This is a genomic window from Pontibacter sp. T17, assembly GCF_057219875.1.
In genome coordinates this window covers 519,416-544,925 of the sequence record NZ_JBXVVW010000001.1, presented here as the reverse complement: position 1 = coordinate 544,925, position 25,510 = coordinate 519,416, and the positions used below count along the sequence as shown (strand labels likewise).

Here is a 25,510-nt window from a genome sequence, read left to right as displayed (position 1 = left end):
CGAATTAACTTCCTCGCTTAAAAAATCTAAACGTGAGCCCAAATGAAAAAGCCCAGCATACCAACTGCTGGGCTTCCATAACCGGCACCTGAATTTATTGTACAATCAACGTCCCGGTATAAGGCTCCCCCGCCCCCATCTGCAACCGGATGTAGTACACACCCGATGCCAGCGGCGCCTGCATCGTAAAGGCCCTGCCCGTTACCTCACCCCGGTACAGCACATGGCCCTCCAGGCTCATCAGTTGCACAACGCCACGCACTGCGCCCACAGACGGCGGCACCTGAAGCTGAACCGTCTGACCACCTGACACCGGGTTCGGGTGTACTATCAGTTTACTCTTCCGCGTCACAAATACCTCTCGTACCCCCATCAGGCTGCGCGTGCCATCATAGTCATATTGTTCCAGCACATAATACATCAGGCCAGCACTGCCATCTGCATCCAGCAGTTCGTATGTCGCCGCCTGTGTAGTGGTGCCAAGGCCTTCTACCCGCGCCACTGTCTCCACATGCCCATAGGCATTCATTCGCTTCACCACAAAGTGGCTGTTGTTCTGCTCGCTGGCCGTGGTCCACGCCAGTCGAACCTGCCCGTCTTCTGATTCTGCGGTATACAATACCAACCCCACGGGCAGATTGCCTCCCGGGCACGTACCATTCATGCACAGGTCCGGACATGCGTTTTTGTCAACTCCATCATTACAGCCACCCATCAGGTTCACGTTCCCAAGCCCCGAAATCGGCTCGTCCCCGGGTGGACAGGTCTGCCGGCCTGCTATCTGGCCGCCTATTCCCAACGTCCCATCCACGACAACGGTACCCCCCGTGCAGCTGTAGTTGTTTACCAGAAAGTCGTCCGCAACATTGAAGCCACCTGTTGGGCCCACATCCACTACACTGGGAGTGCCGGCGGGCGGATCAGTTGGCCCTTTGTAGTTCATCTGGAAATCCCCCAATACGTCCAGCACGCCATCTATCTCTACACGGCCCCCATCCCGAATGGACGTAATGCCTCCGGGAGGTAGGGGCAATGACGCGCCGTCGTTTACCTTCAGGTTGTCAAATACAGGATAGATCGGCTGACCCGTATTCGGCAACACAGGGGCCGCAATCACAATCGCGTTGCCTTGATTCCCGCTGCCAGGTGTCGCCATGGCCGTCATCAGCGCACCAATCGAACCGCTGCTGCAACCACTGCCCCCAGCTTTCGGTACAATTGTCCAGTTCGCCGGATTATCCCACCGACCGTCGCCACCAGCATTCGTAAAAGTGGCCACGCATTGCCCATAGGCTGAAATCGTCAACTGTGTCATTATCAACACTGCCCACAGCCGCACCATCCCGCGCCCCACAAGACAAAAGACACCTGATTGGAATAAAGATGTTCGCATAAGACTGCCTGTTCCTTTGGTTAATAATTCCAAACATGGCAGGAGGAATCCGTCCCTTCATTGTGCTTTTCAGACAACCCGACTGCGCTGCCCCAGGTTGTCCGAATTCACAAGCTGTAGCAACCGAAATTCCCAAAAAGAAAAAAGCTGTTCTATACAATTCGTCTCACTCGTATAGCAATTCAGAAAAATGGAGCTGTAGCTATCAGTCGCAATAAATGCTACTTTCAGTCGACCCCTCCTCCCCCCGAACTCTCACTTTGGGAGGTTGACGCCCAGTACCTGTTTGACTCTTCGCTGTCCGAAAACTAGATTTGGTTATACCTCTACTGCCCCTCCCCCGCTACCATGGCCTCTACCAGCCCACATGCCAGCAATGCGCTGGCCCACTTCTTCGTCGGCCTCATGAAAACCGACGGCGGCATCACCTCGCGTGAAAAAGCCAAGGTCGAAACCCTCATCCGGCGCTTCCAGAGTGGCCTTCCCACCGACGCCGACGACATGATGGTAACCCTCGAAGCCGAATACCGCGACCCCAAATATTCCAAGTGGAAGCCCGAGGACCATCTCAACGAGGCCTTCCGCAGCTTCGACCTCTTTGTCGAATCCGGAATGGCCCTCGTCGGCCATATGGATACCATGATGGACCTCGTCGAGATTCTCATGGAAGTAGACGGTGTCACCGATGCCGAGCTGCAGTACATCCACTCCCTCCGCGAGGAGTTCCGCCAACGCTACAAACTCAAGCGCTGACCTTCCGCGTTGGGTTGCAACTTACCTTTGCCTTATCGCGTGTCAGCCCTGCACACCTTGGCACGCGCCCCTGCCCACCTCTCTTCTGCCCCTCTCATGCAACCCCAGACGCTTACACCCGAGCAGCAGGCTTCTGCCGCACTCGCCCATTTCTTCATCGGCCTCATCAAGGCCGACGGCTATATCTCTACCGCTGAAGAACGAAAGGTCGAGATTCTCGTCAACAAGTTCCGCCACGGCCTGCCCTGCCCAGCTGAGAATGTCATGGCCGACTTCCGTGCCATTCTCGCCGATGCCCAGTACACCGACTGGCTGCCCAAAGGCCACCTCGATACCGGCTTCCTCACCTTCGACCTCTTTGTCGGCAGTGGCAACGCCGTCGAAGACCATCTCCGCACCATCATCGAGATGCTCGAGATTCTCTCCGAGGTAGATGGCGTCACCGACACCGAGGTCCTTTACATCGAGATGATCAAGGACACCTTCCTCGAACGCTACGGCAACATCCGCAGCTAAGGCCATGAAGGCCCTTATCCTTGCCACCCTGCTAGCCCTACCCTGCATCCTCTCGGCACAGGGTATCATCGTCAAGGCCGACCCCGTCCCTCGCGAGGTCCTCTACGAGCGCGGCCTCCGCTTTGCCCGCCGCATCCAGCCCGAAATCCCAACGGGGATCCGTCTTGCCGACTCCACCACCATCCGCCTCGTCTTCGAAGGCAAGTGGTACTTTCTGGTAAGCCAGGGAAACCACCTCACACCGCTCCGCCGCTCACCCCGCCGCCGCGACAATCTGGTTACCCTCACCTACCGCGCCTCAATCGATTTTCAGGAAGGGCGCTACGCCTTCGACCTTCAGCCGCTTCAGACCCTCCTCCCCGACGGCACCGCCCTCAAGTGGCCTTTTACCGCCAATTCCTCCGGTCAGCTGGCACCCGACGCCGAGCGCACCCGCAACCAGCTCCTCCAGCAGCTCGAAGCCCTGTACCCCGTCGAGCGCAAACGCTGGATTGACAACCTTCACGGTGTCTTGCTTCAGGAAGACTAGCCCCACTTTTTCAGACTGCGCCCAAAAAGAAAAAGCCCGGAGTCATCCGGGCTTCTGTCTTTGTGGGCTTTCGCCTTATACAGTTGCAAACACCTTCTGGGTCTGCACTTTGGCTTCAAACTCGTGGCGGAAGCGGCGCAGGGTGTTACGCACTGGCCAGGCAGCAGCATCGGCCAGCGCGCATACGGTGCGGCCTTCCATATTGTCGCACAGGTCCAGCAGCAGGTCCATGTCGCGCACGTCAGCTGTGCCCTGTACAAACTTGTGCAGCAGCTTCTCCAGCCAGCCGGTGCCTTCGCGGCAGGGCGTGCACTGGCCGCAGCTCTCGTGGTGGTAGAACCGCGATACACGGTGCAGGAAACGCACCATGTCGGTATCTTCGTCCAGCACCAGCATGCCAGTCGTGCCTACCATCGAGCCCATGTTTTCGCCGGGCTTGCGCGCAGTATCCAGCGAGGCCGCGTTCATCGTCAGGTCGGCATGGCCGTTGAACGTCACTTTGTACGACTTGCCGTTGATGACAACCGTGTTGGGTTCGCCAGCGCCAGCCTCCACATAGTCTACCGGCAGAATCGGCACCGAAGCACCACCCGGCACTACAGCCTTGGCGCGCTTGCCACCGCGTACACCCTGGGCTACTTCGTAAATCAGCGTGTCCAGGCGCATGCCGCTCGGCAGTTCATAGAGGCCGGGACGCACCAGGTGACCCTGCAGGCCGTACAGCATGGGGCCGGGGTGGTCCTTTGCGCCCAGGTTCTGATACCACTCGGGACCTTTACGCAGCACCAGCGGCACGTGCGCCAGCGTCTCGATATTGTTGATGGTGGTGGGCTTGCCCCACAGACCAAACTGGGCCGGGAACGGCGGCTTGCTGCGCGGATACGCGCGTTTGCCTTCCAGCGACTCCATCAGCGAAGTCTCTTCGCCGCAGATGTAGGCACCGGCACCCTTGTGCACGTAGATGTCAATGTTGACACCCGTGCCAAACAGGTTCTTGCCAGCATAGCCTTTGGCATACGCCTGGTCCACTGCTGCCTGCAGCATGTCAATCCAGTCGGCATATTCGCCACGGACGTACACGTAAGCGGCATCCATTTCCATGGCGTAGCACGCTATCAGCGCACCCTCAATGAACAGGTGCGGGTTGAACTCGAATATGCGGCGGTCTTTGAACGTGCCAGGCTCCGACTCGTCGCCGTTGCACGCCAGATAGCGCGGTACACCTTCCTGTTTGGGCGGCATGAAGCTCCACTTCAGACCCGCATTGAAGCCGGCACCACCGCGCCCACGGATGTTCGCAGCCTTAACGGTGTCCACTACTTCCTTGCGCTGCATGCCTGTCACGGCCTTCTTCAGCATCTCGTAGCCACCATGCTGCACGTAGACATCTACCTGGTGCAGGTTCTGGATTTCCGGGAGAATTACCTTCTCGTAGCTCCGCCAATCAGCCATAGGAATAGGAATAAGGGCTTGTTGTGCCTGTTTTCGCTTGGCAATTTCAACAAATTCCCGTGTAAAAAGAAACGCCAGGCACCCTGCCCGGCGTCTTTGGAATCATTTCAGGTAACGGCACACGCCTCAGGCGCTGCAATCGTTCGTGTCCACCACCGTCAGCAGCAGTTTGCCGTTCTCTTCCCGCAGCAGGAAGCGCACTATCAGCATGTCGCCCCCCTTGTTCCGGAAGTGCACAATCAACTGGTATTTCACTTTCTCCTGCAAGGCCTTCAATGCCTTCAGCTTGTCCTCGTTCACTGTCGCGCCCTGGGCTTCGGTACTCAGCTGATAGCCGGTAGCCAGCGCGCCATACGGCGTCTTCTGGTCAAACAGAAAGAAGCCCTCGGGGCCATTGTCCACACAGTCCTCCCAGTGCTGGGGGTTATAGTAGAACGTGTCAGCCGCCAGTTCCAGGTCGCGCACCAGATACATCACCTCGTCTATACCCATCAGCTCGTTGGCTTCCAGGTGGTCAATGATCGGATAGACGCCAGGCCCACTTCGCATATGGTAAAAGCCCGTCTGCGCATCCACTATACCGTCAAAGGCCCCGGCTGTACCTGCTTTCCCTTTCTTCAATACCTCGACAAACACCTGTACTTCCTTCGGATACTGTGCATAGGTTACAGGCGCAGGCCGCGGACGCGCGTCAGTGGTCGCGTCGGTCTGACGCTCCAGCTCGGCCAGAGTCGTGTCTGCGTTCAGGCTGTCGCTGGCGGCGGGGTCGCGCTGGGCGCTGTCGGAACCATCGGGCTGGCACGCCCACAGGCTCAGTGTCAGTACGCCACAAAGCGCCACCATACGCATGGGAAAAAGTGTTGTCATGGAGAGAAGCCGTTTGGAGAGCGGAAAATACAGACAAAGCTAGCCCAACCCGATTTCATTTCACATTTTCCCGCTGCATTTTGCCGCTTCCACCACCCCGCTCTCATTCTTCTGCTTTTTCTATGGCTGCCACCGCTTCTACCGTCCTCAGTGTCAACGTCAACAAGGTGGCGCTCATCCGCAACTCCCGGGGCGCCGACTTCCCTAACCTCCTCCAGTACTGCCGCGACATCGTCGCTGCCGGCGGGCAGGGCATCACCGTACATCCCCGCCCCGATGGCCGCCACGTCCGCTTCGACGACGTCCGCCTCCTCGGCCGTGCCGTCCCCCAGGAAATGGGCGTTGAGTTCAACGTGGAGGGCTATCCCTCCCCCGACTTCCTCGAACTCGTCATCGCCGTCCGACCAGCCCAGGTGACCCTCGTACCCGACGCCCCCGACGCCCTCACATCCGACGCCGGCTGGACACCCGCCTCCCTCGACCGCCTCAACATGCCCGACGTTCTCCGTCAGTTGCACCAGGCCGGCATCCGCTCTTCCCTCTTCGTCGACACCGACCCCGCCAACATGCTCGCCTGCCATGCCGCAGGCACACGCCGCGTCGAGCTCTACACCGGCCCCTACGCCCACCAGTACCCCACCAACCCCGCCGCAGCCCTCGCTCCTTACATTGCCGCTGGGCAGCATGCCGCACAGCTGGGCCTCGAACTCAACGCCGGACACGACCTCAACCTCCACAACCTTACCGACTTCGCCCGACAGGTGCCTGCTCTCCGCGAGGTCTCCATCGGCCACGCACTCACTGTCGACTGCCTCTACCTCGGCATGGCCGAAGCCATCCGCCGCTACCGCGCCTGCCTCGCCTGATTCCTCCGCTCCCACGCCCGCCAATGTCCTTTTTCCGTCCCGCTGCCAACACCCAGACCGTACCGCTTTGGGCCGTTCTCCTGCCACTCTTCGCCGTGGCGGTAGTGCTGCACCTGTTGCTGGCGGGCGCCTCCGTCCCCGAGTCCGACTACTGGGTCTTCTACCGCGCAGGACAGCGGTGGCTCTCCGCCGAAAACCTCTACCAGGCCACCGACGGGCATCTCACTTTCAAGTATCTGCCCCCCTCGGCCCTCGTGCAGGTACCCCTGGCACTGCTGCCCCTGCCCATTGCAGCCGCCCTCTGGTTCGGGCTCCTCGTCGTAGCGTTGGTTTTGGCTCTGCGCCTCTGCCGCACACTAAGTCAGTCCGCCGGATTGGCCGTCTCCACTGGCCTGCTCGTACTCACGTTCTTCATGCTGCTCAAAAGCCTTGGCCGCGAACTCCAGCTCGGCCAGATCAACCTGCTCATGGGCGGGTGCATGCTGCTGGCACTTTCGGCCCAGTTGCAGGAAAAACCCACAACGGCTGGTCTCTGGGCAGCACTGGCATTGGCCCTCAAACCCTATGCGCTGCTCCTGCCCCTCTACTGGCTCATTCGCCGCCAGTGGCGTGCCGCGGGTATCAGTTTCGGTGCCTATGGCGTGCTCCTCGCAGTGTCGCTGCTGCGCTGGTCTCCCGCCGACTGGCCGCTGCTCGTACAGGGCTTCCGTGAAATCACCCTCGGCAGCAGCGTCACCCTCGCCCTCGCCCCCGACAACGCCTCCATGCTCGGTGCCTGCTCGCAGTGGTTCACCGGTCTGCTCTCCGCCAAAGCCATTGCCCTGCTGGCCTATGGCCTCCTCGCTTTGCTGGCTGCCCTCTTTCTCCCCTCCGTACTCAAACGGCCCTACACGCCCCGCGTGGCCGTCTTCGAGGTTGCCGCCCTGCTGGTGTTCCTCACGCTGGCCTCGCCACAGGGCTGGTATTACGGCATCTGCTGTGCACCCCTGGCCATTGTGCTCCTGCTGGCTTCCTGGCAACAGCTGCCCCTCGCCCTCAAGCTGCTCGCCGCCGCCGCCTTCGTTACCATCGGCCTCACCCTCTTCGATGTCGTGGTGCCCCTCTTCGGCCGCCCCGCCTTCGATGCCTTCATGACCAGCGGTGCCCACACCCTCGCCTTCGCCGTCCTCATCGCCCTGCTGGCCTGGCTCGTGTGGTATCGCCCCCCTCAGCCCTCCGACGCCCGGTAGCGCTTCTCCACCTCCAGCAGGTCGCGCTTACGCTCCTTCAGCTTCCGCGCAGGCACCCCCCCGTAAACCCAGAACGGCTCCAGATCCGCGTTCACCAGCGACAGTGCCCCCACCGCCGCGCCCTCCCCCAGCGTAACCCCCGGCAGCACCACCGACCCTGCCCCTACGATCACATGCCGCCCGATATGAATCGGCGCCGTGTGCAGATGAAGATAATCCCGCGGCACCGTCGGGTTCGTCAGCGACGCTCCCGAGTAGTCGTCCGAGCTCGAGAACACGCTCACCCGCGCCGACAGGCCCGCGAAGTCCTCCAGCACGATCTTCCCAAGCCCTGTCACCGACGTGTACGCCGAGATGTGCACGTTACGGCCAATGTACAGCCCCTCAGGCCCTGCCGACAGGAAACAGAAGTCATCCACACGCACATGGTCGCCGATGTACATCCGCCCCAAGTTGTAAAGGCTCGCCTTCCGCGAAATCTGAACGCTCCGCCCCAATGCGCCAAAACCCAGTGCCACCAACTCCTCCTCCGTGTACCACGACGATTCCATAACGCAAGTTAACGGCACCTCTCCTTTGCCCACCTGCCCACCAGTCTCGTTAAGAAACCCTAACGTCCTCCAAACTGTACGAGAAGTATCAGGCTTGTCCCCATTTTTGTACTGTAATACCCACACAATGAAAAAAATCTTTCTACTCGCCGGTCTCCTCTTCGGCACCCTCCTCACCGCTCAGGCCCAGCAGAAGTATGAGTACTCTCAGGTTACCACCGTGGAGTCTGTAGTGCCTATGGGCCTCGGCCGTTCGCGTATGGTCACCAACACCAAGGAAGGAAAAGCAGAAGAAGTCAACCTCGAGAACTTCTTCAGCCTCACCGGTATCAACTTCGGTAACGTCGCCAACAACGACCGCATGATCACCAACAAAATCACCGAAATGACCGATCAGGGCTGGGAGCTCGTCAATGTCAACAGCGGCGTTTACTCTGCCGACAAGAGCACCGGTATCTTCATCACCCGCTACCTCTTCCGCCGCCCCAAGCAGTAAGCCTTGGGCACGTGGTCGCTATAAATTGGAAACGGGCTCCAACAAAGGGAGCCCGTTTCACTTCTGCCTGCTAGAAAGCCTTTATTACAGCGTGTAGCCAAAGTAGCTGGCTACCTGCGCCACCTGGTCTCCAACCTTGCGCACCGCAGCGCGCAGCGAAAACTCAGTGCAGCGGAATTTCTCTTTCCAATATTCAATGTGGTCGGCGCGCTCCAGCTCTATCCGCACCGGATTCGGCGCATCTGCCAAGCTCAGGGTACTGTGATTTGCCATACGTTCACCGATTCCAAATTTGAATCTGCATGAACATTAGCAATCACCGTGCCAAAGTTGTCAGGCCAATGCCACTTTTTTCCGCTGGCCCCACGCCCATGTCAGCCATACTGCCGAAATCACACTGAAACCCGTCACAGACCATCCTAACAGCGGATAGCCCATCCACACAAAACCTGCCCCAATTGCGGTACTGGCCAACAGGCGACCCCACTCGCTCGTGTAGGCAATTTCTTTCCCATCGTGCAACGACCCCAGGTTGGACGTCGTCAGCAGAATATACAGCGCCAGACCAAAAATGGCTCCAAAAGGTGCAGCCGCCGGAGCCGCTGCCAGGTTGAGGGTGTACACTGCAATGCCCAGTACCGCCGCAAACTGCCCCAGTATGTAGACATGAACCGCCAGCGGCTGCGCGGGGTCATACTTCCGGTAAGCAGGGTCTACCTCCTTCGCATACTGCCGCCCACCCAAATCGGCAGGCCGCCAGCCCGGCGGCATCCACGGGGCACGCAGCTTGTCCCACCACGACTTCGTGTGCCGCATGTCGTGCCACAGGTCCCGCAGCGCATGCATGTTCGCCCATGCCGGGTTCCAGCTGTTCAGCGGCGTAGTGATGCCATATACCGGCTCCTCTTCCTCCTCCTGAAACGTCCCATACAGCCTGTCAAACACAATGAACACCCCCGCGTGGTTGCGGTCTATGTACTTGGGGTTGCGCCCGTGGTGCACCCGGTGGTGGCTTGGTGTGTTCATCACCGTTTCCAGCACACCCATCTTTTTGATCACCCGTGTGTGTATCCAGAACTGATACAGCAGGTTCAGCGCCATGTTCGCCACAAACATCTCCGCTGGCACACCCAGCAGCGCCAGTGGCAGATAAAACGGCGCCGAGTATATCGTCGAGAACAGGCTCTGCCGCAGCGCCACTGTCAGGTTATACTCCTCGCTGCTGTGGTGCACCACATGGCCCGCCCAGCCCAGCTGCGTCTGGTGCTGCATCCGGTGCGCCCAGTAATACTGGTGGTCTATCAGGAAGAAGCTTAGCGCCCAGGCCCACCAGGTGTAAGGCCATTCGGCATACACGCCCAGAGCCGGCAGCGACGCATGCTTCAGCACCCATATGTAAATGCCGATGGAGAAAAACTTCAGAAACAGCCCGCCTATCTGGCTGATGATGCCGCACGAGAGGTCGGCAATCGAGTCGTTCAGGCGGTAGTACGGTTTCCGGCTGAACCACACGATTACCAGCTCTACGGCAATCAGAATGAAAAAGGCAGGAATGGAAAGGCGGATAATGTCCATAAGCGGCGGCTCCGGTCTGTGTAAGTCGGTTTCTACCAAGTTACGCAGAAGCGCCGCCCCATTCATCCATATTCTGCACCGCATCGCCCCTTCCGGTGCTATACTTGCCCCCGATGACGCCTACCCTTGTCCTGGTCACCTTCATCGGGTACTTCTTCCTGCTGCTCCTCATCGCCTGGCTCACCACCCGCCAGCGCGGCGAAAACCTCTCCGACTTCTTCCTCGCCAGCCGCCGCGCCCCTTGGTATCTCGTGGCCTACGGCATGCTCGGCACCAGCATTTCCGGCGTCACGTTCATCTCCGTCCCTGGCGCTGTCGGCACCGCCCAGATGGGCTACTTCCAGGTAGTGCTCGGCTATATCGTCGGCTACCTCGTCATCATGTTCGTGCTGCTGCCGCTCTATTACCGGCTCAACCTCACCAGCATCTACGGCTACCTCCAGCAGCGGTTCGGCTTGGCGGGCTACCGCACGGGAGCGGCGTTCTTCCTGCTCTCCCGCTGGCTGGGCGCCTCGGCCCGCGTCTACCTCATGGCCCTTGTGCTGCAATACCTCGCCGGCGATGCCCTCGGCATCCCCTTCTGGTTCACCGCTGCGGGCATCCTCACCTCCATTCTTATCTACACCGGCCGCGGCGGCATGCAGACCATCCTCTGGACAGACACCCTCCAGAGCACCTTCCTCGTCGGCGCTGTAATCGTAACCGTGGTCATCGTCGCCCGCACCCTCGGCGTCAGCGAAATCGTCGACACCGTCAGCAACAGCTCCTACGGCCAGATGTTCTTCTTCGCCGACCCCAAGGCCCCCAACTACTTCTGGAAAGAATTCCTCTCCGGTGCCTTCATCTGCATCGTCATGACCGGCCTCGACCAGAGCCAGATGCAGAAAAACCTCACCTGCCGCACTCTCCGCGCCGCCCAGTACAACATGGCCAGCTTCAGCCTCGCCATGGCCGTGGTCAACCTCTTCTTCCTCACCCTCGGCGTGCTGCTCTACCTCTACGCCGCCCAGAAAGGCATTGCCGTCCCCGCAAAAACCGACCAGCTCTATCCCATGCTCGCCATGCAGGAGTTTGGCCCCCTCGTCGCCATTCTCTTCGTCCTCGGCCTCACCGCCAGCAGCAACAGCGCCGCCGACGACGCCCTCACCGCCCTCACCACCTCCACCACCGTCGACCTCCTCTCCATCCAGCAGATGGAGGCCCGCCGCGCCCTCTGGCTCAAGCGCATCGTCCACTTCGGCTGGGCCGCCCTCATGCTTCTGGCCATCCTCGCCCTCCGCTGGACCGAGAAATTCCAGGGCACCGACTTCAACATCATCACCCTCGTCCTCAAGCTGTCCGTTTACACCTACGGGCCACTGCTGGGCATGTTCGCCTTCGGCATTTTCACCCGTCGCCGCGCCGCCGATGCCTGGATTCCCCTCATCTGCGTCGCCGCCCCCGTCATCTGCATCGTCCTCGAGCTCAAGCAGAAAGCCTGGTTCGGCTTCTCCTTCGGCAACGCCCTCATCCTCGTCAACGGCGCGCTTACCGCACTGGGCCTCTGGGCCGTCAGCAAACCTGCCGCACACAATAGCAGCGCTTCAGCCTAGTTGGACCCCTCCTCTATTGGCAGGACAGCCGAAGCGGACGTATCACACACCCGATTGGGGAAGTTTTGCCGCAGATTCCGTGTCAAGGGCTGATGCGACCATCGTACATGCGCAGCTCAAAGTTGTTCCAGCCCGTTCCGGGGTCTTTCTCCTCGCCCTGATAGCCATAGCGGCACAGCAGGCTGGCGTAGTCGCGGCTGGGCATGCCTGGGCATGCCTGGGCATGCCTGCGCACATCGGCAAAGTTCAGGGCCGCACCGTCCTTAAGTGTGGTGTAGCAGGTGAAGGAATATGTACTTATTTTGAAATTATATTGCAATATCTATTTTCATAAGCCTCCTTATCAAAGAAGTAATCGAACAGCCGTTCTTCCATGTGCTCTGCCGACCAAGATAGCATTTCTTCCAGTCCCCTACATTCTTCTTTTGTCGAAGGTATAATACTCCCCCGTCCGTCCGTAAGGCTGTATTCATTAGTTCCATCTGTATGCATATAGAATAAATAATCTTCTGGGTGAGTAATAGCTGCGATTCCGATAATCTTCCATCTTAATTTTGAAAAAGCAAAAGCAGATACAGAAGCATAGAAGATGATTTTCTTATATATGATTCCCTCCGTATCATATTTTATCTCACTATTGGCTACGCCCTCAAAAAAAATACACACATTCTCCCGAACTATTTGTCCAAAGGCCAATTTACCATTCCGCAGTTTAACAGCAAAAACATCCCCTGGCTGTTCTTGCTGTCGTTTCACTTCATTGATATAAGCCAATAATTCTGAAACTGCTAATGGCGGAATTTTTTCAATATTAATTTTTCCTGTAAAGAATCCCTTTACCAAAAGTATCAAGGAAAGTAGAGTATTTATTTCGGATCCAAAGTAACTATAGAAATCGCTAGGTAGTATATGCGTATTATAATGTCTATTTATGGCTTCTATTAGCTCATCTCCGTCATCACCAGCAACACCTAGATCATGATACAACAGTGAGCCAGGATTAATGAGCGATTTGCTAATCCCAATATGCTTTGATAAAAAAGCACAGAATTCATTTTCTCCCACTTTATTCATGCCATTTTAAGCAATTATGCGGTAATTTTTTTATTTGTTAAATGTGCAATATGTCAGCAGCTTTTATAACAATTGGGAGTCCCAATAGTGTTCTGGCAAGTAGCCCTGCGATAGCCATAGTGCCGCTCATTTTGAATAGTCAAATAACTGTATTAACTGTAAAAGGTAATTTTTAATTTTCTAGAAGCCTTCTAAGATTAATTGATAACTCGCTTGTATATTTCACTTGCCCCAGAATATTTGAAACCAGAGGACCTCTTATCAACTATATTAATCCCCTGCCTTATAATGGATATATGATCGGCGGTTCTGTCAAGTTGAAAAAGAGCAAAAATCTGCTTCCTGAATCGACTTACCCATAGATGTAATCCTATAGTAATCAAGTAATGACTCTGCAAGCAGATATGCAGTGAATGAAAGTTGTCCTTCAAACTTTCGTCCTTTATATAGAATTTCATATGGGGAGGAAAAAAGAACAAAATATATTTATCTCCACCTGACATAAACTCTTCCATCACACTAAATTCAGAACTAAAATTAACTCTTTCATCAAAAGACAGAATAGTGCTACCGCTTCGTTTAATAGTATTAATATCATCCAAATGTTGGGGCCTGAGCTAAAAGAAAAACCCCCATCCGGATCTATCCTCAAGATAGGATTATTTCCCGTAGCGAGGTAGGGCCTGGCGTACTGTTTCTTGGGGTCGATGGTCATCCAGCGGGCTGATGCGACCATCGTACATGCGCAGCTCAAAGTTGTTCCAGCCCGTTTCGGGGTCGCGCTCCTGGCCCTGGTAGCCGTAGCGGTACAGCAGGCTGGCGTAATCGAGGCCAGGCCTGGTTCGGCTTCTCCTTCGGCAACGCCCTCATCCTCGTCAACGGCGCCCTCACCGCATTGGGCCTCTGGGCCGTCAGCAAACCTGCCGACAAGCTCACCACAACCCCGGTTTCAGCTTGAAAATCCTTGATTGTCAATACCCCGACCGCTCTTCGGGCGCTGCCGCCAGCAGTTGCGCTGCCGACTGATACCACCGCCGCACCCTGAACAGCGCCTCCGCTGTCCCGTTCACCACCCGATAGCCCTCTTTGTACGCTATACGCCCTTCGCTGTCATAGCCATACCGTATTTCCAGCTCACCACTGCGCAGCCACAGCCGCTGGCTTACCATACGCCCACTGGCATCGTAGGTCAGTTCCATGGCTTCGTGATGATAGGCGGCGTCCACATAGCTGCGTTCCAGCTTCAGCACACTGGGCTGCCCTGCCTCATTGTATGAAATGTCCGCGCTTATGATGTGCCGCACGGGGGCGTATGTCCGTCGTGTCACTCGGCCAGTCCGGCCGGTCTTCGTCTGCCAGCCCCGGCTGTTGTCATGCAGCAGCCAATGGGGGTCATAGTACCGCAGGTAATCATTGTACACCTCTACTGCGGCTGGGGCCAGCACCGTCAGCGGCTGGGGCTTCCCATCCAGCTGATACACCAGTGCCGCACCGGGCTGCCAACCACTCGCCGTTGCCACATCCAGACTGTCCAGACGTGGCTGCTGATTCAATTGTGCTGCCAGCCGCTCACGGTTCACGTAGCCCTCAAGCGTCACATAAGTCACACGCCGGGTTGTGGTGTATCCACCGCCCATATAGCAGTTGTTCACATGGGTGTGCCACAGGTTGCACCGCAACACACTGTGGCTCGGGGTGTTGGTGGCAGCGCTCACCAAACCAATGGCAGCACCTTCTACCACAGCGCCCAGCAATTCGGTCAGAATCCCGGCGCGCCGGGTCTCCAGCTCAGCCGAGGCCTCGCGTATGATGATTCCGTCAAAACCTTCCCGCTGAGCAAAGGCTTTCAACTCTGGCTCCAGTTGCGACAACGGCTGCACCCCCGGGTAACTCACCGTGCTTTCCCACACCCGTACATAGGGCTGCGTGGGCATCGCCTCCCCAGGATAACTCACCGCCACTGGACCCGTATGGGCGGGCGTTGGGTATGGCAGCAGACGCTCGCGCTGCCCTAAGGGTTGCGCCATGGCCACAGTGCTCGCGGCCAGCAGCATTGCACATGAAAGAAGTAAACGCATAAACCGACGGGTTGGAAAAAGGTGCTATGCGTACAGCTGTTACATGGGCCGAAAAGGGGGATAACATCCCAATTTGTAAAAAAAACCCCGGACTATCTACGCCCAGGGTTTGTCTTACTCAGTTGCCTAGCGCAGCCAACACCATTTCAGGTGTCTGGTGATTGCGCACCAGTGTATAAAAAGGCTGCTCACCAGTGTCCGTTTGCCGATAGGCTTCCTGCCGCAACAGCTGGCCATCGGCGCCATACACATGCCGGATTACCAGCCTGCCGCCTTTCGTCTGCACACGCTGCTCTGCCAGCCGGCCTGCATCATCATAGGCAAGGGCCATGCCTTCACGTTCCATGCCCCCGACTGGATAGCGCCTGCGCAGTTCTATACTCCCGATCTCATACTTGCCCTGCTTGGGTACAATCCCGTACTGAAGCTCGGCACGCAACAGGGCCTCTTCGCTTGGCTTGAAGATTCGCTTACCCAACCTGCCGAAGTCGTCCTGCCGCGATTTCCACGCCTGGCCCTCGCTCCGCAACAACCAATCCAGACTATACCACTTCACCTCGTTTTCATAAAAAGTGCGCCCCTCCGGGCTCTGCCCCACAAACTTCCCCGGAGCACCCTTAAGGTCATAGGGTAGCACCCCTGCAAGTATGCGCGCGCCACTCTCAGTGTACTGATACAGTGTATCGCTCTGGGGAATACTGCGCACAAACCCGAAGTTGTCGGCAAACCGATACCCCACCACCGTTACATAGGTCACCGTCTGAAAGTGGGTGTATTGCCGCGGAAAAGGGTCGGCACGTCGCTTGGCATCCTTGCTGGTCAGGTTGGCCGTCGCCACCAGCAGGTCGCCCAGCACATACGGATTATACTCCTCGTTGCGTGTTTCGGTCTGGGTCACAATCAATCCATCAAAGCCCCTCTGCTGTCCCAATACCTTCAGTTCATTTACCATACGGCCCAGGTCCTGATCGCCGTAGGTAAAAACATTGGCAAAAACCTTCACATACGGCCGGGATGGGACCGGCTCCCCTGGCATTGTCACCTGAACCGTTCCTTGGTGAGCTGGCAACTCAAATGGCACCAGTTTACCGTTTTCCTGTGCAGCCGCCTGTAGCTGCATACTCAGCAGCAACCCCAGCAAGCCTGTCATTTTTCGCATGTTGAAACAGAAGTAAGGTGAGGTAGAGTTGTGCGATGGCGTATCTGCTTGCTTACTGCACAATTCTAAAACCTAACTGGTTTCCGAAGGCACCTCGAATGCTAAAAAAGCCTAAAACCATCCAGTTAAACTGATAGTTACAGCCTGCATTTTATTCCCTCCCCCAGCAGGTTTTCTCCCTTTTCCTGTGCAATTTTGTTTCCTGTGGGGGTGATAAAAAACAGACAGACTGGATGGCTGCAACGCACCGCAGGCGCAGCAGTGTTATGCCTCACGATGGCTGCACACGCCCAGGCGCAGTTGCCTTCCAAACCCTACCTCCACGCTCCTTCCGGCATCACTTTTCCGCAGACTCTCGCAGGCATCCCCTGCTCAGGGTTCAATAACTTCGACCAGCAGGAACAGGGCCTCGGCATCTCCGTCCGATACGAGCTCCGCGGTTATCTCAGCGTCGAGGTCTTCGTCTACGACCTCAATCTCGACCGTATCCCGGAGTATCCCGGCGCAAGCCTCTTCCGCGAGCACTACCGCCGCTGCGTTCAGCAGATTGTACAGCTACCCCAGCAGGGCCTCTACAGCGGCACATCCATCCTCCTCGAGCGCGATTCTACCTTCGCCTTGGGCCTCGGCCAGGAACAGGTGCTCCTCCGCACCAAAATGGCCAACTTCCGCCTCCGCCTCGCTGGCGTCGACTACATCAGCGTCCTCTATCTCGCCGCTGTTAACAATCATTTTGTAAAACTCCGGGCCACCTATCCCGTCCGCCGATATCGCCGTGCCGAGCAGCTCCTGAAGCCTTTTCTCCTCCAGTGGGCCGACCTCACCGCACATCCTCGCCCACCCGCCAACTGATTCTCCCTGCCTGCGTTTGGCAGCTTTTTACCTCAGCCGTATTTTGGGGTAACCCTATCCCTTTCCACATGCGCCATTCTCTTCGTACAGGCCTCCTGCCTCTCCTCCTGCTGGCAGCGGCTTGCGCTTCCGGCGGCGACAAACCCGCTTCCGATACTCCCACCCAGACTGTCAGCGCCGATGAGCCTGCCCGTGCTGGCCGTCTCGAACTCGAAAAACTCAAGCTGCCACCCGGCTTCCGCATCTCCGTCTGGGCCGATAATGTGCCCAATGCCCGAAGCATGGCCCGTGGCAGCAAGGGAACGCTCTTCGTCGGCACCCGCTCTGAAGGCTCGGTCTACGCTGTGGTCGACAGCGACAACGACGGAAAGGCTGATCGCACCTTCGTCATCCTCCGCAACCTCAACATGCCCAATGGCGTTGCCTTCCGCGATGGCGCCCTGTACGTCGCTGAGGTCAACAAGGTCTGGCGCCTCGACGACATCGAGAACCGCCTCGCAAACCCGCCAAAGCCCGTTTTAGTCTCCGACAAATTCCCCTCCGACACCCACCACGGCTGGAAGTACATCGCCTTCGGCCCCGATGGCAAACTCTATGTGCCCGTCGGCGCACCCTGCAACATCTGCGACAACCGCGCCAGTAAGCCCATCTACGCCTCCATCACCCGCATGAATCCCGATGGATCCGGTCAGGAGATCTTCGCCCACGGCGTGCGCAACACCGTCGGCTTTACCTGGCATCCCAACACCAACGAAATGTGGTTCACCGACAACGGCCGCGACATGATGGGCGACAACCTTCCCGCCTGCGAGCTCAACCACGCCCCCAAACCCGGCATGGATTTCGGCTACCCCTACATCCACCAGGGCGACATCCCCGACCCCGAGTTCGGCAAAGGCAAGTCCCCCAAAAATTACGTGCCCCCCGTCGAGAAAATGGGCCCGCATGTGGCACCACTCGGCCTCAAATTCACCACCGGCAGCATGTTCCCCGCCAAATACAAAGACTGCGTCTTTGTAGCCGAGCACGGCAGCTGGAACCGCTCCACTCCCATCGGCTACCGTGTATCCGTAGTGCGCATCAGCCCCGAAGGCAAGTCGCTCGGCAAGGAGATCTTCGCCGAAGGCTGGCTGCAGGGCCGTGGCGCCTGGGGTCGCCCTGTCGACATCCTTTTCCTGCCCGACGGCTCCATGCTCCTCTCCGACGATGCCGCTGGGGTCATCTACCGTATCACCTACGCCGCCAGCTGATTCCAGCCCCACCCATAAATGCAGACGGCCACCCCTTCAGGTGGCCGTTTCTGTGCTTGGTAACGCTGCGTTATCAGTTGTCGCCGCTGGCCTGCATTTCGGCAGCCACCGCTTCCCCGATCTCGCGGCCATAGTCCTCACCCACCTTCTTCACGGCATTCATCAGCTCCTCGTTGATGCTCACCATTTTCTTCCCCACGGGGCTGTTGTGAAAGGTAATCAGCGCCTTAAGCTCTTCTTCCGTGAAGAACGAGGCATAGCTCGGCACCATACGGTTCATCAGCTCGTTCAGATCCAGCCGTTTGCCGAACAGGTCCAGGAAACGCGGGGGCACATTTGGGTTCTGCCGCATGATGTCCAGTTGCATGGCCAGACCTTCCTCCATCTGGGCCTTCAGGCCGCTCACTACAAACAGCTCCTGCACCAGCTTCTGTTTCTCAGGGCTCAGGACTTCTGTCTTGGCCTTGGGGTTTTCTTGCTGTGCCTGTACCACACCACTCAGCAGCAGCGCAAGGCACACGAAAATCAGTCGTTTCATTTCTTGTAAAAAAAGTTGGTCGTCCACTGCTGAACCTGCACAATAGCCGTACCGAAAATCCTCAGTTGCTCAGCCAGGCCGCAACATTTGTCTTGTAGAACCGCAGATACTCCTCAAAGCGCCGCCCGGTGAACGCAATCCGGAAATTCGTCGGCGAAATCATCACCATCTGGTCTTCAGGCTTCGGCAGCATTCTCGAAAGGAACGCCGACTTGCCTACTGCCTCCAGATAAGCCTTCGCTTCTTTCCAGTCGGTAAACTGGGTCACGTACACCAAATGTCGTTCGGGCAGGCTGTATACATTGGTTTCCAGCTTTTTCCCGGCAAACGAAGCCGCGTTGAACTGTGTTACGCTGCGCGTCAGCACCGTTGGCGCACCTGCCTTCTGGTCAAAGAACAGCAGCACTACTACCCCCTCGCCTGGCTTGCGGTCGCGCACAAACGGCTGGGTGTAGTTGTAGTCGATGTTGCCAGCTTCGGCAGGTATGCCGGCAGGCCGGGAGGGGCGCTGCACAGGTGTACCCGCTGCCGTGGTGCCTGTGCTGGTTTCATCATAGGGCAGCCCCGCCAGCAACCGCAGGGTCTTATTCCCGATCGCTGTGATGGGGGCCGATGGGTACGTCCGTGCCAGAAACTCCAGCCCGGCCCGCAGGCTGTCGCGGTTGCCCTGCTGGCCCCAGCTCATTGCCTTCAGATACACCAGCTTCGGCATATCTGGATGCACCGGAAAGTTCTCCTGTAGATACTGCGCCAGCGTCCGCATGGTCCCATACTCCCCGCGGTTGTACAGGCTGAACATTGCGTCATAACCCGTCTCAAAGTCGTTGGCCTCCACGCGCTCGTTGGCTGGCTTGCCTTCATTGCGAATCAGCCGCGCAAAATCGCTCGCCGGATACTCCCGCAGTATCAGCTCACGCTCGCTTTGTGCCAGCGGCGGGTTGCTCGTCTTCAGCAGCCGATACAGCGCATAGTGCCCTTTCTGCGCATATAGGCCCGTACTGTGGCGCGCCAGCAGTTGCCGCAGGGTTTCTTCTGCCTTTACGGGCAGGTTCAGCCGGTCACAGTATACCTCTGCCAGCCCCAGCATCGCATCCACCCAGTCGGCCTCGGCTTTGTTCCGCGCTTCGGCAGTGGTCGGTATCTCCAGGCGCTTGCGCTGCTTGCGCTCGCTCCTGCTTTGCCCCCCCTGTGCAGGCGCCTCGGCAGTGGCGGTCGCGCCCCCGGCCACAGCAGCACCTGGCCCTTGGCTCATCAGCGAACGCCAGCGCCAGTTGTCGGCGTTCGGTCGCGTACCCCATGTCTTCTGAAAGGCGGTTTTGCCCTGCGCCACCAGCTCGGGCTGGTCAAAATAGAAAGTCCCCACGTTCGGGCCGTTACTGCTCCCGCGCTGACGGTTGGCAGCCAGCAGAGCAGCCTGCCGCTGGCGCTCCTCTTCCGCAGCTTTCAGCGCCTCGGCGGCGGCGGCGGCTTCGTCTTCCTGCTCCAGTGCCTCGTTGATACGGGCATCCTGCTCACGCTCGGGCAGCTGGGCAAGCACCAACAGACTGTCCAGCCGGGTGGCGGCATCCGAGTACACTGCAAAAGCCCGCAGTGCCTGCGCCTTGGCCTGTATGTCCCGATAGTCCTTGTACTCCGGTTTGGCCCCTACGGCAGCACTGTCGAAATAGGTGCTTGCCACGCGCAGCTGTTTCTTCTCCCCATAGGCCATCAGCCCCAGTTGGTAGTAGGCCAGCGTCCGGTGCAAAGACCGCGGCTGGCCCTTCTGTGTCGCGTCTTTGAAGGCACGCTCCGCCTGCGTCAGGCGCTTGGTCCGCACATACGCCAACCCCAGCTCATACAGAATATGGTCGGCAAAGGGCGCATACCGCTCCGATTCCGCCATTGACCGCAGCTTCTCTTCCACATTCCCCTTCAGTCCTTTGATACTGCCTGGCGCCTTCAGCTTGATACCCAGCAGTGCCATCTCGGCCCGGAACACCAGCGCATCCGAGTAGTCCAGCGATATCACCTTACGGAAGTGCTCCACCGCTTTGTAGTACAGCTTCTGGTGGTCATACAGCTGCCCCAGCAGATAGTGCACCCGCGTCCGGTCCTTCTTGCCTCTGATCACCTTCAGGTTGTCATCCAGCACTTTGGTCGCCTGGCTGTATTGCCCTTCGGCCACCAGCAGGTTGGCCAGCAGCATGGCCGACTCGGCCCGCGCCAGACGGTCAGACGCTGGCAGCTTCAGCGATTGGTCCAGTAGTGTCCGTGCCCGCGCCAGATCCCCCTGCTGATACTGCACCTTCGCCTGCCACAGCAGCGCCACTGGCACCAGTTCCGATTTTGGAAACGCCGCCGGGATATACTCGAAGTTCTGCTGCGCTCGCGCATACTCGCCCTTCAGGTACAGCGCTTTGCCAATCAGCAGGCGCGCGTCGTCTACCCAGTCGCTGTTCTTCCGCCGATAGATCATGTATTCACATTTCTCTATCACTTTGTCCAGCGCTTTGGGGTCGCGCTCTGCCTCGGCGGCCAGTGCCGGGTCACCCTCCGGCTTCCCATCTACCAGCGGCAGAAAGCCATCGGCGGGTGGCGCATAGCCAACGTCTGCCCCGCGGGTGTTCTCCCTGTAAAGGCGGTTGGCGTTGTAGTAGCCATTGAAAAACGCATGAAAGTTCTGATACGTCCGCGCAAGCAGCGTCTTCTTGCTGCTGCCACAGCCCGTCACTACCACTGCCATGCACACCATGCCCAGCCAGAGCACCGCGGCAAAAGCCCTACCTTTGAGCCGCTGTTGGCCCTTCTCTGTTGTATCCCGCATCTCCATCGGCGCTTGCACCAAGATACAGCCTTTTGCCCGCAACCAGCTAACTTGTAACCATGCGACAGCTTCTGCAGCGCCTGCGTCTGCTCCTATCCCATCTCTACTCCTTCGTCCTCATGGACGAGGTCACCTTCCGGCAGTCTTGGCACCTCCGCTTCAAGTTGGGTCATGCCTTGGCCGTCATTCTCGGTGCGCTCGGCTTTGTCTTTGTCGTCACCACCCTGCTCATCGTCTTTACCCCCGTCCGCGAGTGGATTCCCGGCTACACCGACCCTGAGCAGAAGCGCAAACAGGTAGAGCTACTCCAGAAAGTCAACCAGCTCGAAGACCTCGCCGCACGACAAGACAGTTTCATCCGCAGTCTCCAGCGCGTATCCGGCTACGTCCCTGCCGACTCCTCTGCCCTCGCCGACCGTGCAGCGCGTGTCAGTGCACAGCGTTCCCAGCAGAACACACCCGCCACGATCAATACCCCGGCCGAAACGCCCACTCCGGCCGTTGCCGCCCCCCGCACTTCTACCTACTCACAGCTTCCACAACTGGTACTGCCGCTCCTCTGGCCCGTCGACAATGCCATGATCTCTGGCCGTTACGAACTCGGTAACCAGCACTTCGCCATCGACCTTGCCGCTGCACAGGGTACACCGGTTCGCGCCATCGCCGACGGCTTCGTCATCCTTTCCGAATACACCGACGCTACCGGCCATGTCATCGGCATCCAGCACCGTGGCGGCATGGTCTCTTTTTACAAACACAACAGCCGCCTCTTCAAGTCCCTCGGCAGTTTCGTCCAGGCTGGTGAAGTCGTTGCCGCCGTCGGCAACAGCGGCTCTCACACCACGGGTGCGCACCTCCACTTCGAGCTTTGGCTCGAAGGCATGCCCGTCGATCCGCTCGCCTATCTCCCCGTCCGCGACAATCCGTAAGCCCCTTCCTTCGTACCTTCGGCCCGAATCATACTACCAAGACGTTCTCTGTCACATGTTTAACAACAGCAAAAAGCCTTCCGCCCAGGACGACCGCCGCGGGCCTGCCGAAAACACCCTCAGCATCATCGCCCCTGGCGCCGTCATCGATGGCAACGTATACAGCGAAGGCGATATCCGCGTAGAAGGCAAAATCATCGGCACCCTCAGCTGCAAATCCCGCGTGGTGGTAGGCGCACAGGGCACCGTCGAAGGCAATATCGACGCCCTCAACGCTACCGTGGCCGGCACCGTGCACGGCACCGTCATCGTTCGCGAAATGCTCCAGCTCGCCGAAACCGGCAAGGTCTATGGCGACATTGTCACCGTCAAAATCGCCATTCAACCCGGTGGCCTTTTCACTGGCATGATGAAAATGGGCCCCGACGCCGCCGACCTCATGAAGCGCAACCCCCAGCCCACCATCGCCAATATCAAGCCCGTGATCCTGAACAACCCCGCCCAGGAAACCCCCGCCACTTCCTGATTCTCCCCCAGCCATGAACGAGCCGGAATCTCCCAGCCCCACACCGCCTGGAGAACAGGCCAGCAAGGCCCGCAGCGCTTACTCCGCCTGGATACGCTACTCCGCCATGGGCTTCCAGTTTCTCGGCTACATTCTTCTGCTCACCCTCGCTGGCTGGTACCTCGACCGCCGCCTTGGTGCCCAAACCCCCTGGGGTCTCATCGCAGGGGCACTTCTCGGCTCGGCGCTTGGCATGGGGTTTCTGGTGCGCCAGTTTCTCAAAAAGTGACAGCGGCATTCGCTTCTGGTAAATAGAAAAAGCCCCACGCATGGGGCTTTTTTACTTTTTGCGAAGACCGCATCCCGCTCAGCTCATCTGGAAGGCGTGGGCTGCCTGAGGCTTCCCTTTGCTGTCAAGCCAGTCTGCCAGACCAAAGAACTGGATTCGCTCCGTGTCAATCACCGCAATCGCGCTCTTCTTCTTCATCCGGTTCAAGGCCGAATTCACGTCCCGTTTGATGCTCCGCAGATCCAGGTATTCTTCCTTCTTTACCAGCAGTTCCGATATTTCGGCCGCCGACACAAAACGCCCCATTTCCTGTATCGCGTCAAACACCTTCGCCGACAGCGGAATGTGCACCGTGCTGCTCTGTAGCGACAGCACCGCCTGCTTCACGTCTTTCAGTGCCGCCTGTATCGTTTGCAGCTGACGTTTCAGCTCCATTTCTTCGGCTTCCATTGCTGCGATTTCCTTCTGCAGCAGGGCCACTACGTTCTGTTTCCGGTCCTTTTTCATGGGCGTTGGTATGTTAGCGTGCCAAAAGTTGGGAAGAATTGCTGTGAGCAGCAAGCATTTAGCTGTTATCCACGTCACGTTAGACACAAAAAATCTCAATTTCCCACTTTCTACCCCTCCCATCATGTCGGTAGGCCCATCGCTTCATCCCCTACAGCGCGTCTTTTACTCCCTCGGCACACTGGTGTTGCTCTTCCTCATGCTCATCTGGGGGCAGCCGCTGCTGGTACCTCTCCTGCTGGGGCTGATGCTGTCGTTTCTCCTGCTGCCACCGGTGCATTGGCTCACCGCCCGCAGGATACCACGGGCCCTGGCCATTGTGCTCAGCCTCCTGCTGGTCTTTCTGGTACTGGGCACACTCCTTGCGCTGGTGGCCAGCCAACTTGCCGCCTTTGTCGATAGCGCCCCACAACTGGGCCATCAGCTCAGTGCGCGTCTGACCCAGCTGCAGCAGTTCATTCATCATTATTTCGGCCTGAGCCCCGAGGTCCAGCAGCGCCTTCTATTCGAAAAAACCCGCGCTGCCGCCACCCAACTGGCTGGCTTCGCCGTCGACATATTGGGCGCCGCTGGCAGCTTCATCGCCAGTACCGGTATCGTCGGCGTACTGGCGTTTTTTTTGGCCTGTTATGCGCCACGCTTTCAGGCGTTCCTCCGCCGACTGCTCCATCCTGGGCAGCAGACAAGTGCCCTCTCCATCCTGCAGGAGATCTCACATGTTACAGCTCGCTACCTGGGCGGCCTCACCGTCGACATTCTCATCCTCACCATGCTGGGCACCATCGGGTACTCCCTGCTGGGGCTACCCTACGCCCTGCTGCTGGCGCTCATGGCCGCGCTACTCAATATCATCCCTTATGTCGGAGTCTTTATCGGTAGCGTCATCCCTATTCTGGTGGCCCTCCTCCTCAACGACTCCCTCTGGTACCCTATTGGCGCCCTCGGCGTCGCCATTGCTATCCAGACACTCGACAACAATTTCATCATGCCATTCGTCGTAGGCCGCAGTGTCAACCTCAATCCACTCTCCACCCTCGTCGCACTACTGCTGGGCGGTCTGGTCTGGGGGCTGGCCGGAATGGTGCTGTTCGTCCCCCTCATCGGCATGGTGCGCATCGCCCTCAACCACTTTCCCGCCACCGAGCCCTGGGCCTGGCTCCTCGGCGAGGCCGACGAACATCCTCCCGCCCCCACTCCCCCCGCTCCCAAGCAATGAAAACCCTCCTCGCGCTCTGCTTCCTCTTTCCCCTGCACACGCTCATGGCCCAGTCTCCTGTCGCGCCCCACACCTCCACCGGCACCTTCCACGCCCTGCGCCTCACCCCCGGACAGGACCTCCGCCAGGCCCTTCTGCAATACGCCCAGCAGCACCGGTTGCAGGCCGCTGCCATCGTCAGCTGCGTGGGCAGTCTCACCACCGCCCACCTCCGCTACGCCAATCAGGAGCAGGGCACACTACTCTCCGGCCACTTCGAAATCGTCTCGCTCGTCGGCACACTGGCCCTCGACGGCAGCCACCTGCACCTCTCCATTTCCGACAGCACAGGCCGCACACTCGGCGGCCATCTCCTCGACGGTTCCCGCATCTACACCACCGCCGAAATCGTCCTCGTCGAGCTCCCCGCCCTCCACTTCACCCGCCAGCCCGACCCCACTTTCGGCTACCGCGAACTCTTCATCACACCAAGGAAGAAATCCGAATAAACC

General features: G+C 58.4%; 27 protein-coding genes. 14 read left to right on the top strand and 13 right to left on the bottom strand.

The genetic code is table 11. The annotated features are described in order from the left end of the window. Window positions 1-94 precede the first annotated feature (94 nt). Window positions 95-1,279, bottom strand: coding sequence for a T9SS type A sorting domain-containing protein (locus AC2D8O_RS02550; RefSeq protein ID WP_484677214.1), 1,185 nt, complete (start codon window positions 1,277-1,279; stop codon window positions 95-97). A 462-nt stretch (window positions 1,280-1,741) separates the two neighbouring features. On the opposite strand from AC2D8O_RS02550, the gene AC2D8O_RS02545 reads away from it, so the two are divergent. The 3 genes from AC2D8O_RS02545 to AC2D8O_RS02535 are packed head-to-tail and all read left to right on the top strand — an operon-like array spanning window position 1,742 to window position 3,191. Further along, entirely contained in the window at window positions 1,742-2,146 is a 405-nt protein-coding gene (locus AC2D8O_RS02545) for a hypothetical protein (RefSeq protein ID WP_484677213.1), read from the top strand. Between the two features lie 39 nt (window positions 2,147-2,185). Next, entirely contained in the window at window positions 2,186-2,662 is a 477-nt protein-coding gene (locus AC2D8O_RS02540) for a hypothetical protein (protein ID WP_484677212.1), read from the top strand. Between the two features lie 4 nt (window positions 2,663-2,666). Beyond that, window positions 2,667-3,191: a hypothetical protein gene (locus tag AC2D8O_RS02535; protein WP_484677211.1), complete on the top strand. Its 525-nt coding sequence runs from the start codon at window positions 2,667-2,669 to the stop codon at window positions 3,189-3,191. Window positions 3,192-3,266: 75 nt separating this feature from the next. Here AC2D8O_RS02535 and AC2D8O_RS02530 read toward each other — a convergent pair whose 3' ends face one another. Both AC2D8O_RS02530 and AC2D8O_RS02525 read right to left on the bottom strand, forming a co-directional pair. Next, complete coding sequence (locus AC2D8O_RS02530; protein WP_484677210.1) at window positions 3,267-4,643, bottom strand: complex I 51 kDa subunit family protein; 1,377 nt, start codon at window positions 4,641-4,643, stop codon at window positions 3,267-3,269. A 126-nt stretch (window positions 4,644-4,769) separates the two neighbouring features. Continuing rightward, a complete protein-coding gene (locus AC2D8O_RS02525) occupies window positions 4,770-5,510 on the bottom strand; it encodes a hypothetical protein (protein WP_484677209.1) in 741 nt (246 codons plus the stop codon). A gap of 122 nt (window positions 5,511-5,632) precedes the next feature. Between AC2D8O_RS02525 and AC2D8O_RS02520 the strand changes: the two genes are divergently transcribed. Both AC2D8O_RS02520 and AC2D8O_RS02515 read left to right on the top strand, forming a co-directional pair. Beyond that, window positions 5,633-6,376 (top strand): pyridoxine 5'-phosphate synthase, encoded by a 744-nt coding sequence (locus tag AC2D8O_RS02520; RefSeq protein WP_484677208.1) that lies wholly within the window; start codon window positions 5,633-5,635, stop codon window positions 6,374-6,376. A 23-nt stretch (window positions 6,377-6,399) separates the two neighbouring features. Next, window positions 6,400-7,605: a glycosyltransferase family 87 protein gene (locus tag AC2D8O_RS02515; RefSeq protein WP_484677207.1), complete on the top strand. Its 1,206-nt coding sequence runs from the start codon at window positions 6,400-6,402 to the stop codon at window positions 7,603-7,605. On the opposite strand, the gene AC2D8O_RS02510 is transcribed toward AC2D8O_RS02515, so the two are convergent. Next, window positions 7,584-8,156 carry an acyltransferase gene (locus AC2D8O_RS02510; RefSeq protein ID WP_484677206.1) on the bottom strand — a complete coding sequence of 191 codons (573 nt, stop codon included), beginning with the start codon at window positions 8,154-8,156 and terminating at the stop codon, window positions 7,584-7,586. The two genes, AC2D8O_RS02515 and AC2D8O_RS02510, sit on opposite strands and share 22 nt — an antisense overlap. Window positions 8,157-8,283: 127 nt before the next feature. On the opposite strand from AC2D8O_RS02510, the gene AC2D8O_RS02505 reads away from it, so the two are divergent. Continuing rightward, on the top strand, window positions 8,284-8,652 hold the full coding sequence (locus tag AC2D8O_RS02505; RefSeq protein WP_484677205.1) for a hypothetical protein: 369 nt from the start codon (window positions 8,284-8,286) through the stop codon (window positions 8,650-8,652). Between the two features lie 84 nt (window positions 8,653-8,736). Here AC2D8O_RS02505 and AC2D8O_RS02500 read toward each other — a convergent pair whose 3' ends face one another. Together AC2D8O_RS02500 and AC2D8O_RS02495 are read right to left on the bottom strand one after the other, a co-directional pair. Then, complete coding sequence (locus tag AC2D8O_RS02500; protein WP_484677204.1) at window positions 8,737-8,925, bottom strand: DUF3606 domain-containing protein; 189 nt, start codon at window positions 8,923-8,925, stop codon at window positions 8,737-8,739. Between the two features lie 60 nt (window positions 8,926-8,985). Continuing rightward, window positions 8,986-10,227: a sterol desaturase family protein gene (locus tag AC2D8O_RS02495; protein ID WP_484677203.1), complete on the bottom strand. Its 1,242-nt coding sequence runs from the start codon at window positions 10,225-10,227 to the stop codon at window positions 8,986-8,988. A gap of 113 nt (window positions 10,228-10,340) precedes the next feature. Here AC2D8O_RS02495 and AC2D8O_RS02490 point away from each other — a divergent pair, with 113 nt between their 5' ends. Then, entirely contained in the window at window positions 10,341-11,819 is a 1,479-nt protein-coding gene (locus AC2D8O_RS02490) for a sodium:solute symporter (protein ID WP_484677202.1), read from the top strand. Between the two features lie 82 nt (window positions 11,820-11,901). Here the strand turns inward: AC2D8O_RS02490 and AC2D8O_RS02485 are convergent, their stop codons facing one another. From AC2D8O_RS02485 to AC2D8O_RS02470, 4 genes are all read right to left on the bottom strand, one after another. Continuing rightward, window positions 11,902-12,054, bottom strand: a complete 153-nt coding sequence (locus AC2D8O_RS02485; RefSeq protein WP_484677201.1) for a hypothetical protein — start codon at window positions 12,052-12,054, stop codon at window positions 11,902-11,904. Window positions 12,055-12,116: 62 nt separating this feature from the next. Continuing rightward, a complete protein-coding gene (locus AC2D8O_RS02480) occupies window positions 12,117-12,893 on the bottom strand; it encodes an Imm26 family immunity protein (protein ID WP_484677200.1) in 777 nt (258 codons plus the stop codon). Window positions 12,894-13,864: 971 nt separating this feature from the next. Continuing rightward, on the bottom strand, window positions 13,865-14,947 hold the full coding sequence (locus AC2D8O_RS02475; protein ID WP_484677199.1) for a hypothetical protein: 1,083 nt from the start codon (window positions 14,945-14,947) through the stop codon (window positions 13,865-13,867). A gap of 142 nt (window positions 14,948-15,089) precedes the next feature. Continuing rightward, window positions 15,090-16,130, bottom strand: a complete 1,041-nt coding sequence (locus AC2D8O_RS02470) for a hypothetical protein (RefSeq protein ID WP_484677198.1) — start codon at window positions 16,128-16,130, stop codon at window positions 15,090-15,092. Between the two features lie 276 nt (window positions 16,131-16,406). Here AC2D8O_RS02470 and AC2D8O_RS02465 point away from each other — a divergent pair, with 276 nt between their 5' ends. Together AC2D8O_RS02465 and AC2D8O_RS02460 are read left to right on the top strand one after the other, a co-directional pair. Then, window positions 16,407-16,982, top strand: a complete 576-nt coding sequence (locus AC2D8O_RS02465; protein ID WP_484677197.1) for a hypothetical protein — start codon at window positions 16,407-16,409, stop codon at window positions 16,980-16,982. Window positions 16,983-17,050: 68 nt separating this feature from the next. After that, window positions 17,051-18,232 (top strand): PQQ-dependent sugar dehydrogenase, encoded by a 1,182-nt coding sequence (locus AC2D8O_RS02460; protein WP_484677196.1) that lies wholly within the window; start codon window positions 17,051-17,053, stop codon window positions 18,230-18,232. Between the two features lie 73 nt (window positions 18,233-18,305). Here the strand turns inward: AC2D8O_RS02460 and AC2D8O_RS02455 are convergent, their stop codons facing one another. Further along, on the bottom strand, window positions 18,306-18,770 hold the full coding sequence (locus tag AC2D8O_RS02455; protein WP_484677195.1) for a DUF2059 domain-containing protein: 465 nt from the start codon (window positions 18,768-18,770) through the stop codon (window positions 18,306-18,308). Between the two features lie 61 nt (window positions 18,771-18,831). Continuing rightward, window positions 18,832-21,573 (bottom strand): type IX secretion system periplasmic lipoprotein PorW/SprE, encoded by a 2,742-nt coding sequence (gene porW / locus AC2D8O_RS02450; protein ID WP_484677194.1) that lies wholly within the window; start codon window positions 21,571-21,573, stop codon window positions 18,832-18,834. Between the two features lie 59 nt (window positions 21,574-21,632). On the opposite strand from porW, the gene AC2D8O_RS02445 reads away from it, so the two are divergent. From AC2D8O_RS02445 to AC2D8O_RS02435, 3 genes are read left to right on the top strand one after another with little or no spacing between them, the layout of a single operon-like run. Continuing rightward, window positions 21,633-22,502, top strand: a complete 870-nt coding sequence (locus AC2D8O_RS02445) for a M23 family metallopeptidase (RefSeq protein WP_484677193.1) — start codon at window positions 21,633-21,635, stop codon at window positions 22,500-22,502. A 55-nt stretch (window positions 22,503-22,557) separates the two neighbouring features. Next, a complete protein-coding gene (locus tag AC2D8O_RS02440; RefSeq protein WP_484677192.1) occupies window positions 22,558-23,028 on the top strand; it encodes a bactofilin family protein in 471 nt (156 codons plus the stop codon). A gap of 13 nt (window positions 23,029-23,041) precedes the next feature. Further along, window positions 23,042-23,296 carry an AtpZ/AtpI family protein gene (locus tag AC2D8O_RS02435; protein WP_484677191.1) on the top strand — a complete coding sequence of 85 codons (255 nt, stop codon included), beginning with the start codon at window positions 23,042-23,044 and terminating at the stop codon, window positions 23,294-23,296. Between the two features lie 78 nt (window positions 23,297-23,374). Here AC2D8O_RS02435 and AC2D8O_RS02430 read toward each other — a convergent pair whose 3' ends face one another. Further along, window positions 23,375-23,803 (bottom strand): hypothetical protein, encoded by a 429-nt coding sequence (locus AC2D8O_RS02430; protein ID WP_484677190.1) that lies wholly within the window; start codon window positions 23,801-23,803, stop codon window positions 23,375-23,377. Window positions 23,804-23,927: 124 nt separating this feature from the next. On the opposite strand from AC2D8O_RS02430, the gene AC2D8O_RS02425 reads away from it, so the two are divergent. Together AC2D8O_RS02425 and AC2D8O_RS02420 are read left to right on the top strand one after the other, a co-directional pair. Beyond that, a complete protein-coding gene (locus AC2D8O_RS02425; protein ID WP_484677189.1) occupies window positions 23,928-25,019 on the top strand; it encodes an AI-2E family transporter in 1,092 nt (363 codons plus the stop codon). Beyond that, complete coding sequence (locus tag AC2D8O_RS02420; RefSeq protein ID WP_484677188.1) at window positions 25,016-25,507, top strand: PPC domain-containing DNA-binding protein; 492 nt, start codon at window positions 25,016-25,018, stop codon at window positions 25,505-25,507. The genes AC2D8O_RS02425 and AC2D8O_RS02420 overlap by 4 nt, the downstream gene beginning before the upstream one ends. The last annotated feature ends 3 nt before the right edge of the window (window positions 25,508-25,510 follow it).

Bases quoted from the DNA above. Each gene is read 5' to 3' on its own strand.
- AC2D8O_RS02545 (WP_484677213.1), top strand. From the start codon at position 1,742: ATGGCCTCTACCAGCCCACATGCCAGCAATGCGCTGGCCCACTTCTTC.
- AC2D8O_RS02535 (WP_484677211.1), top strand. From the start codon at position 2,667: ATGAAGGCCCTTATCCTTGCCACCCTGCTAGCCCTACCCTGCATCCTC.
- AC2D8O_RS02530 (WP_484677210.1), bottom strand. From the start codon at position 4,643: ATGGCTGATTGGCGGAGCTACGAGAAGGTAATTCTCCCGGAAATCCAG.
- AC2D8O_RS02525 (WP_484677209.1), bottom strand. From the start codon at position 5,510: ATGACAACACTTTTTCCCATGCGTATGGTGGCGCTTTGTGGCGTACTG.
- AC2D8O_RS02520 (WP_484677208.1), top strand. From the start codon at position 5,633: ATGGCTGCCACCGCTTCTACCGTCCTCAGTGTCAACGTCAACAAGGTG.
- AC2D8O_RS02515 (WP_484677207.1), top strand. From the start codon at position 6,400: ATGTCCTTTTTCCGTCCCGCTGCCAACACCCAGACCGTACCGCTTTGG.
- AC2D8O_RS02510 (WP_484677206.1), bottom strand. From the start codon at position 8,156: ATGGAATCGTCGTGGTACACGGAGGAGGAGTTGGTGGCACTGGGTTTT.
- AC2D8O_RS02505 (WP_484677205.1), top strand. From the start codon at position 8,284: ATGAAAAAAATCTTTCTACTCGCCGGTCTCCTCTTCGGCACCCTCCTC.
- AC2D8O_RS02500 (WP_484677204.1), bottom strand. From the start codon at position 8,925: ATGGCAAATCACAGTACCCTGAGCTTGGCAGATGCGCCGAATCCGGTG.
- AC2D8O_RS02495 (WP_484677203.1), bottom strand. From the start codon at position 10,227: ATGGACATTATCCGCCTTTCCATTCCTGCCTTTTTCATTCTGATTGCC.
- AC2D8O_RS02490 (WP_484677202.1), top strand. From the start codon at position 10,341: ATGACGCCTACCCTTGTCCTGGTCACCTTCATCGGGTACTTCTTCCTG.
- AC2D8O_RS02480 (WP_484677200.1), bottom strand. From the start codon at position 12,893: ATGAATAAAGTGGGAGAAAATGAATTCTGTGCTTTTTTATCAAAGCAT.
- AC2D8O_RS02475 (WP_484677199.1), bottom strand. From the start codon at position 14,947: ATGCTGCTGGCCGCGAGCACTGTGGCCATGGCGCAACCCTTAGGGCAG.
- AC2D8O_RS02470 (WP_484677198.1), bottom strand. From the start codon at position 16,130: ATGCGAAAAATGACAGGCTTGCTGGGGTTGCTGCTGAGTATGCAGCTA.
- AC2D8O_RS02465 (WP_484677197.1), top strand. From the start codon at position 16,407: ATGGCTGCACACGCCCAGGCGCAGTTGCCTTCCAAACCCTACCTCCAC.
- AC2D8O_RS02460 (WP_484677196.1), top strand. From the start codon at position 17,051: ATGCGCCATTCTCTTCGTACAGGCCTCCTGCCTCTCCTCCTGCTGGCA.
- AC2D8O_RS02455 (WP_484677195.1), bottom strand. From the start codon at position 18,770: ATGAAACGACTGATTTTCGTGTGCCTTGCGCTGCTGCTGAGTGGTGTG.
- porW (WP_484677194.1), bottom strand. From the start codon at position 21,573: ATGCGGGATACAACAGAGAAGGGCCAACAGCGGCTCAAAGGTAGGGCT.
- AC2D8O_RS02445 (WP_484677193.1), top strand. From the start codon at position 21,633: ATGCGACAGCTTCTGCAGCGCCTGCGTCTGCTCCTATCCCATCTCTAC.
- AC2D8O_RS02440 (WP_484677192.1), top strand. From the start codon at position 22,558: ATGTTTAACAACAGCAAAAAGCCTTCCGCCCAGGACGACCGCCGCGGG.
- AC2D8O_RS02435 (WP_484677191.1), top strand. From the start codon at position 23,042: ATGAACGAGCCGGAATCTCCCAGCCCCACACCGCCTGGAGAACAGGCC.
- AC2D8O_RS02430 (WP_484677190.1), bottom strand. From the start codon at position 23,803: ATGAAAAAGGACCGGAAACAGAACGTAGTGGCCCTGCTGCAGAAGGAA.
- AC2D8O_RS02425 (WP_484677189.1), top strand. From the start codon at position 23,928: ATGTCGGTAGGCCCATCGCTTCATCCCCTACAGCGCGTCTTTTACTCC.
- AC2D8O_RS02420 (WP_484677188.1), top strand. From the start codon at position 25,016: ATGAAAACCCTCCTCGCGCTCTGCTTCCTCTTTCCCCTGCACACGCTC.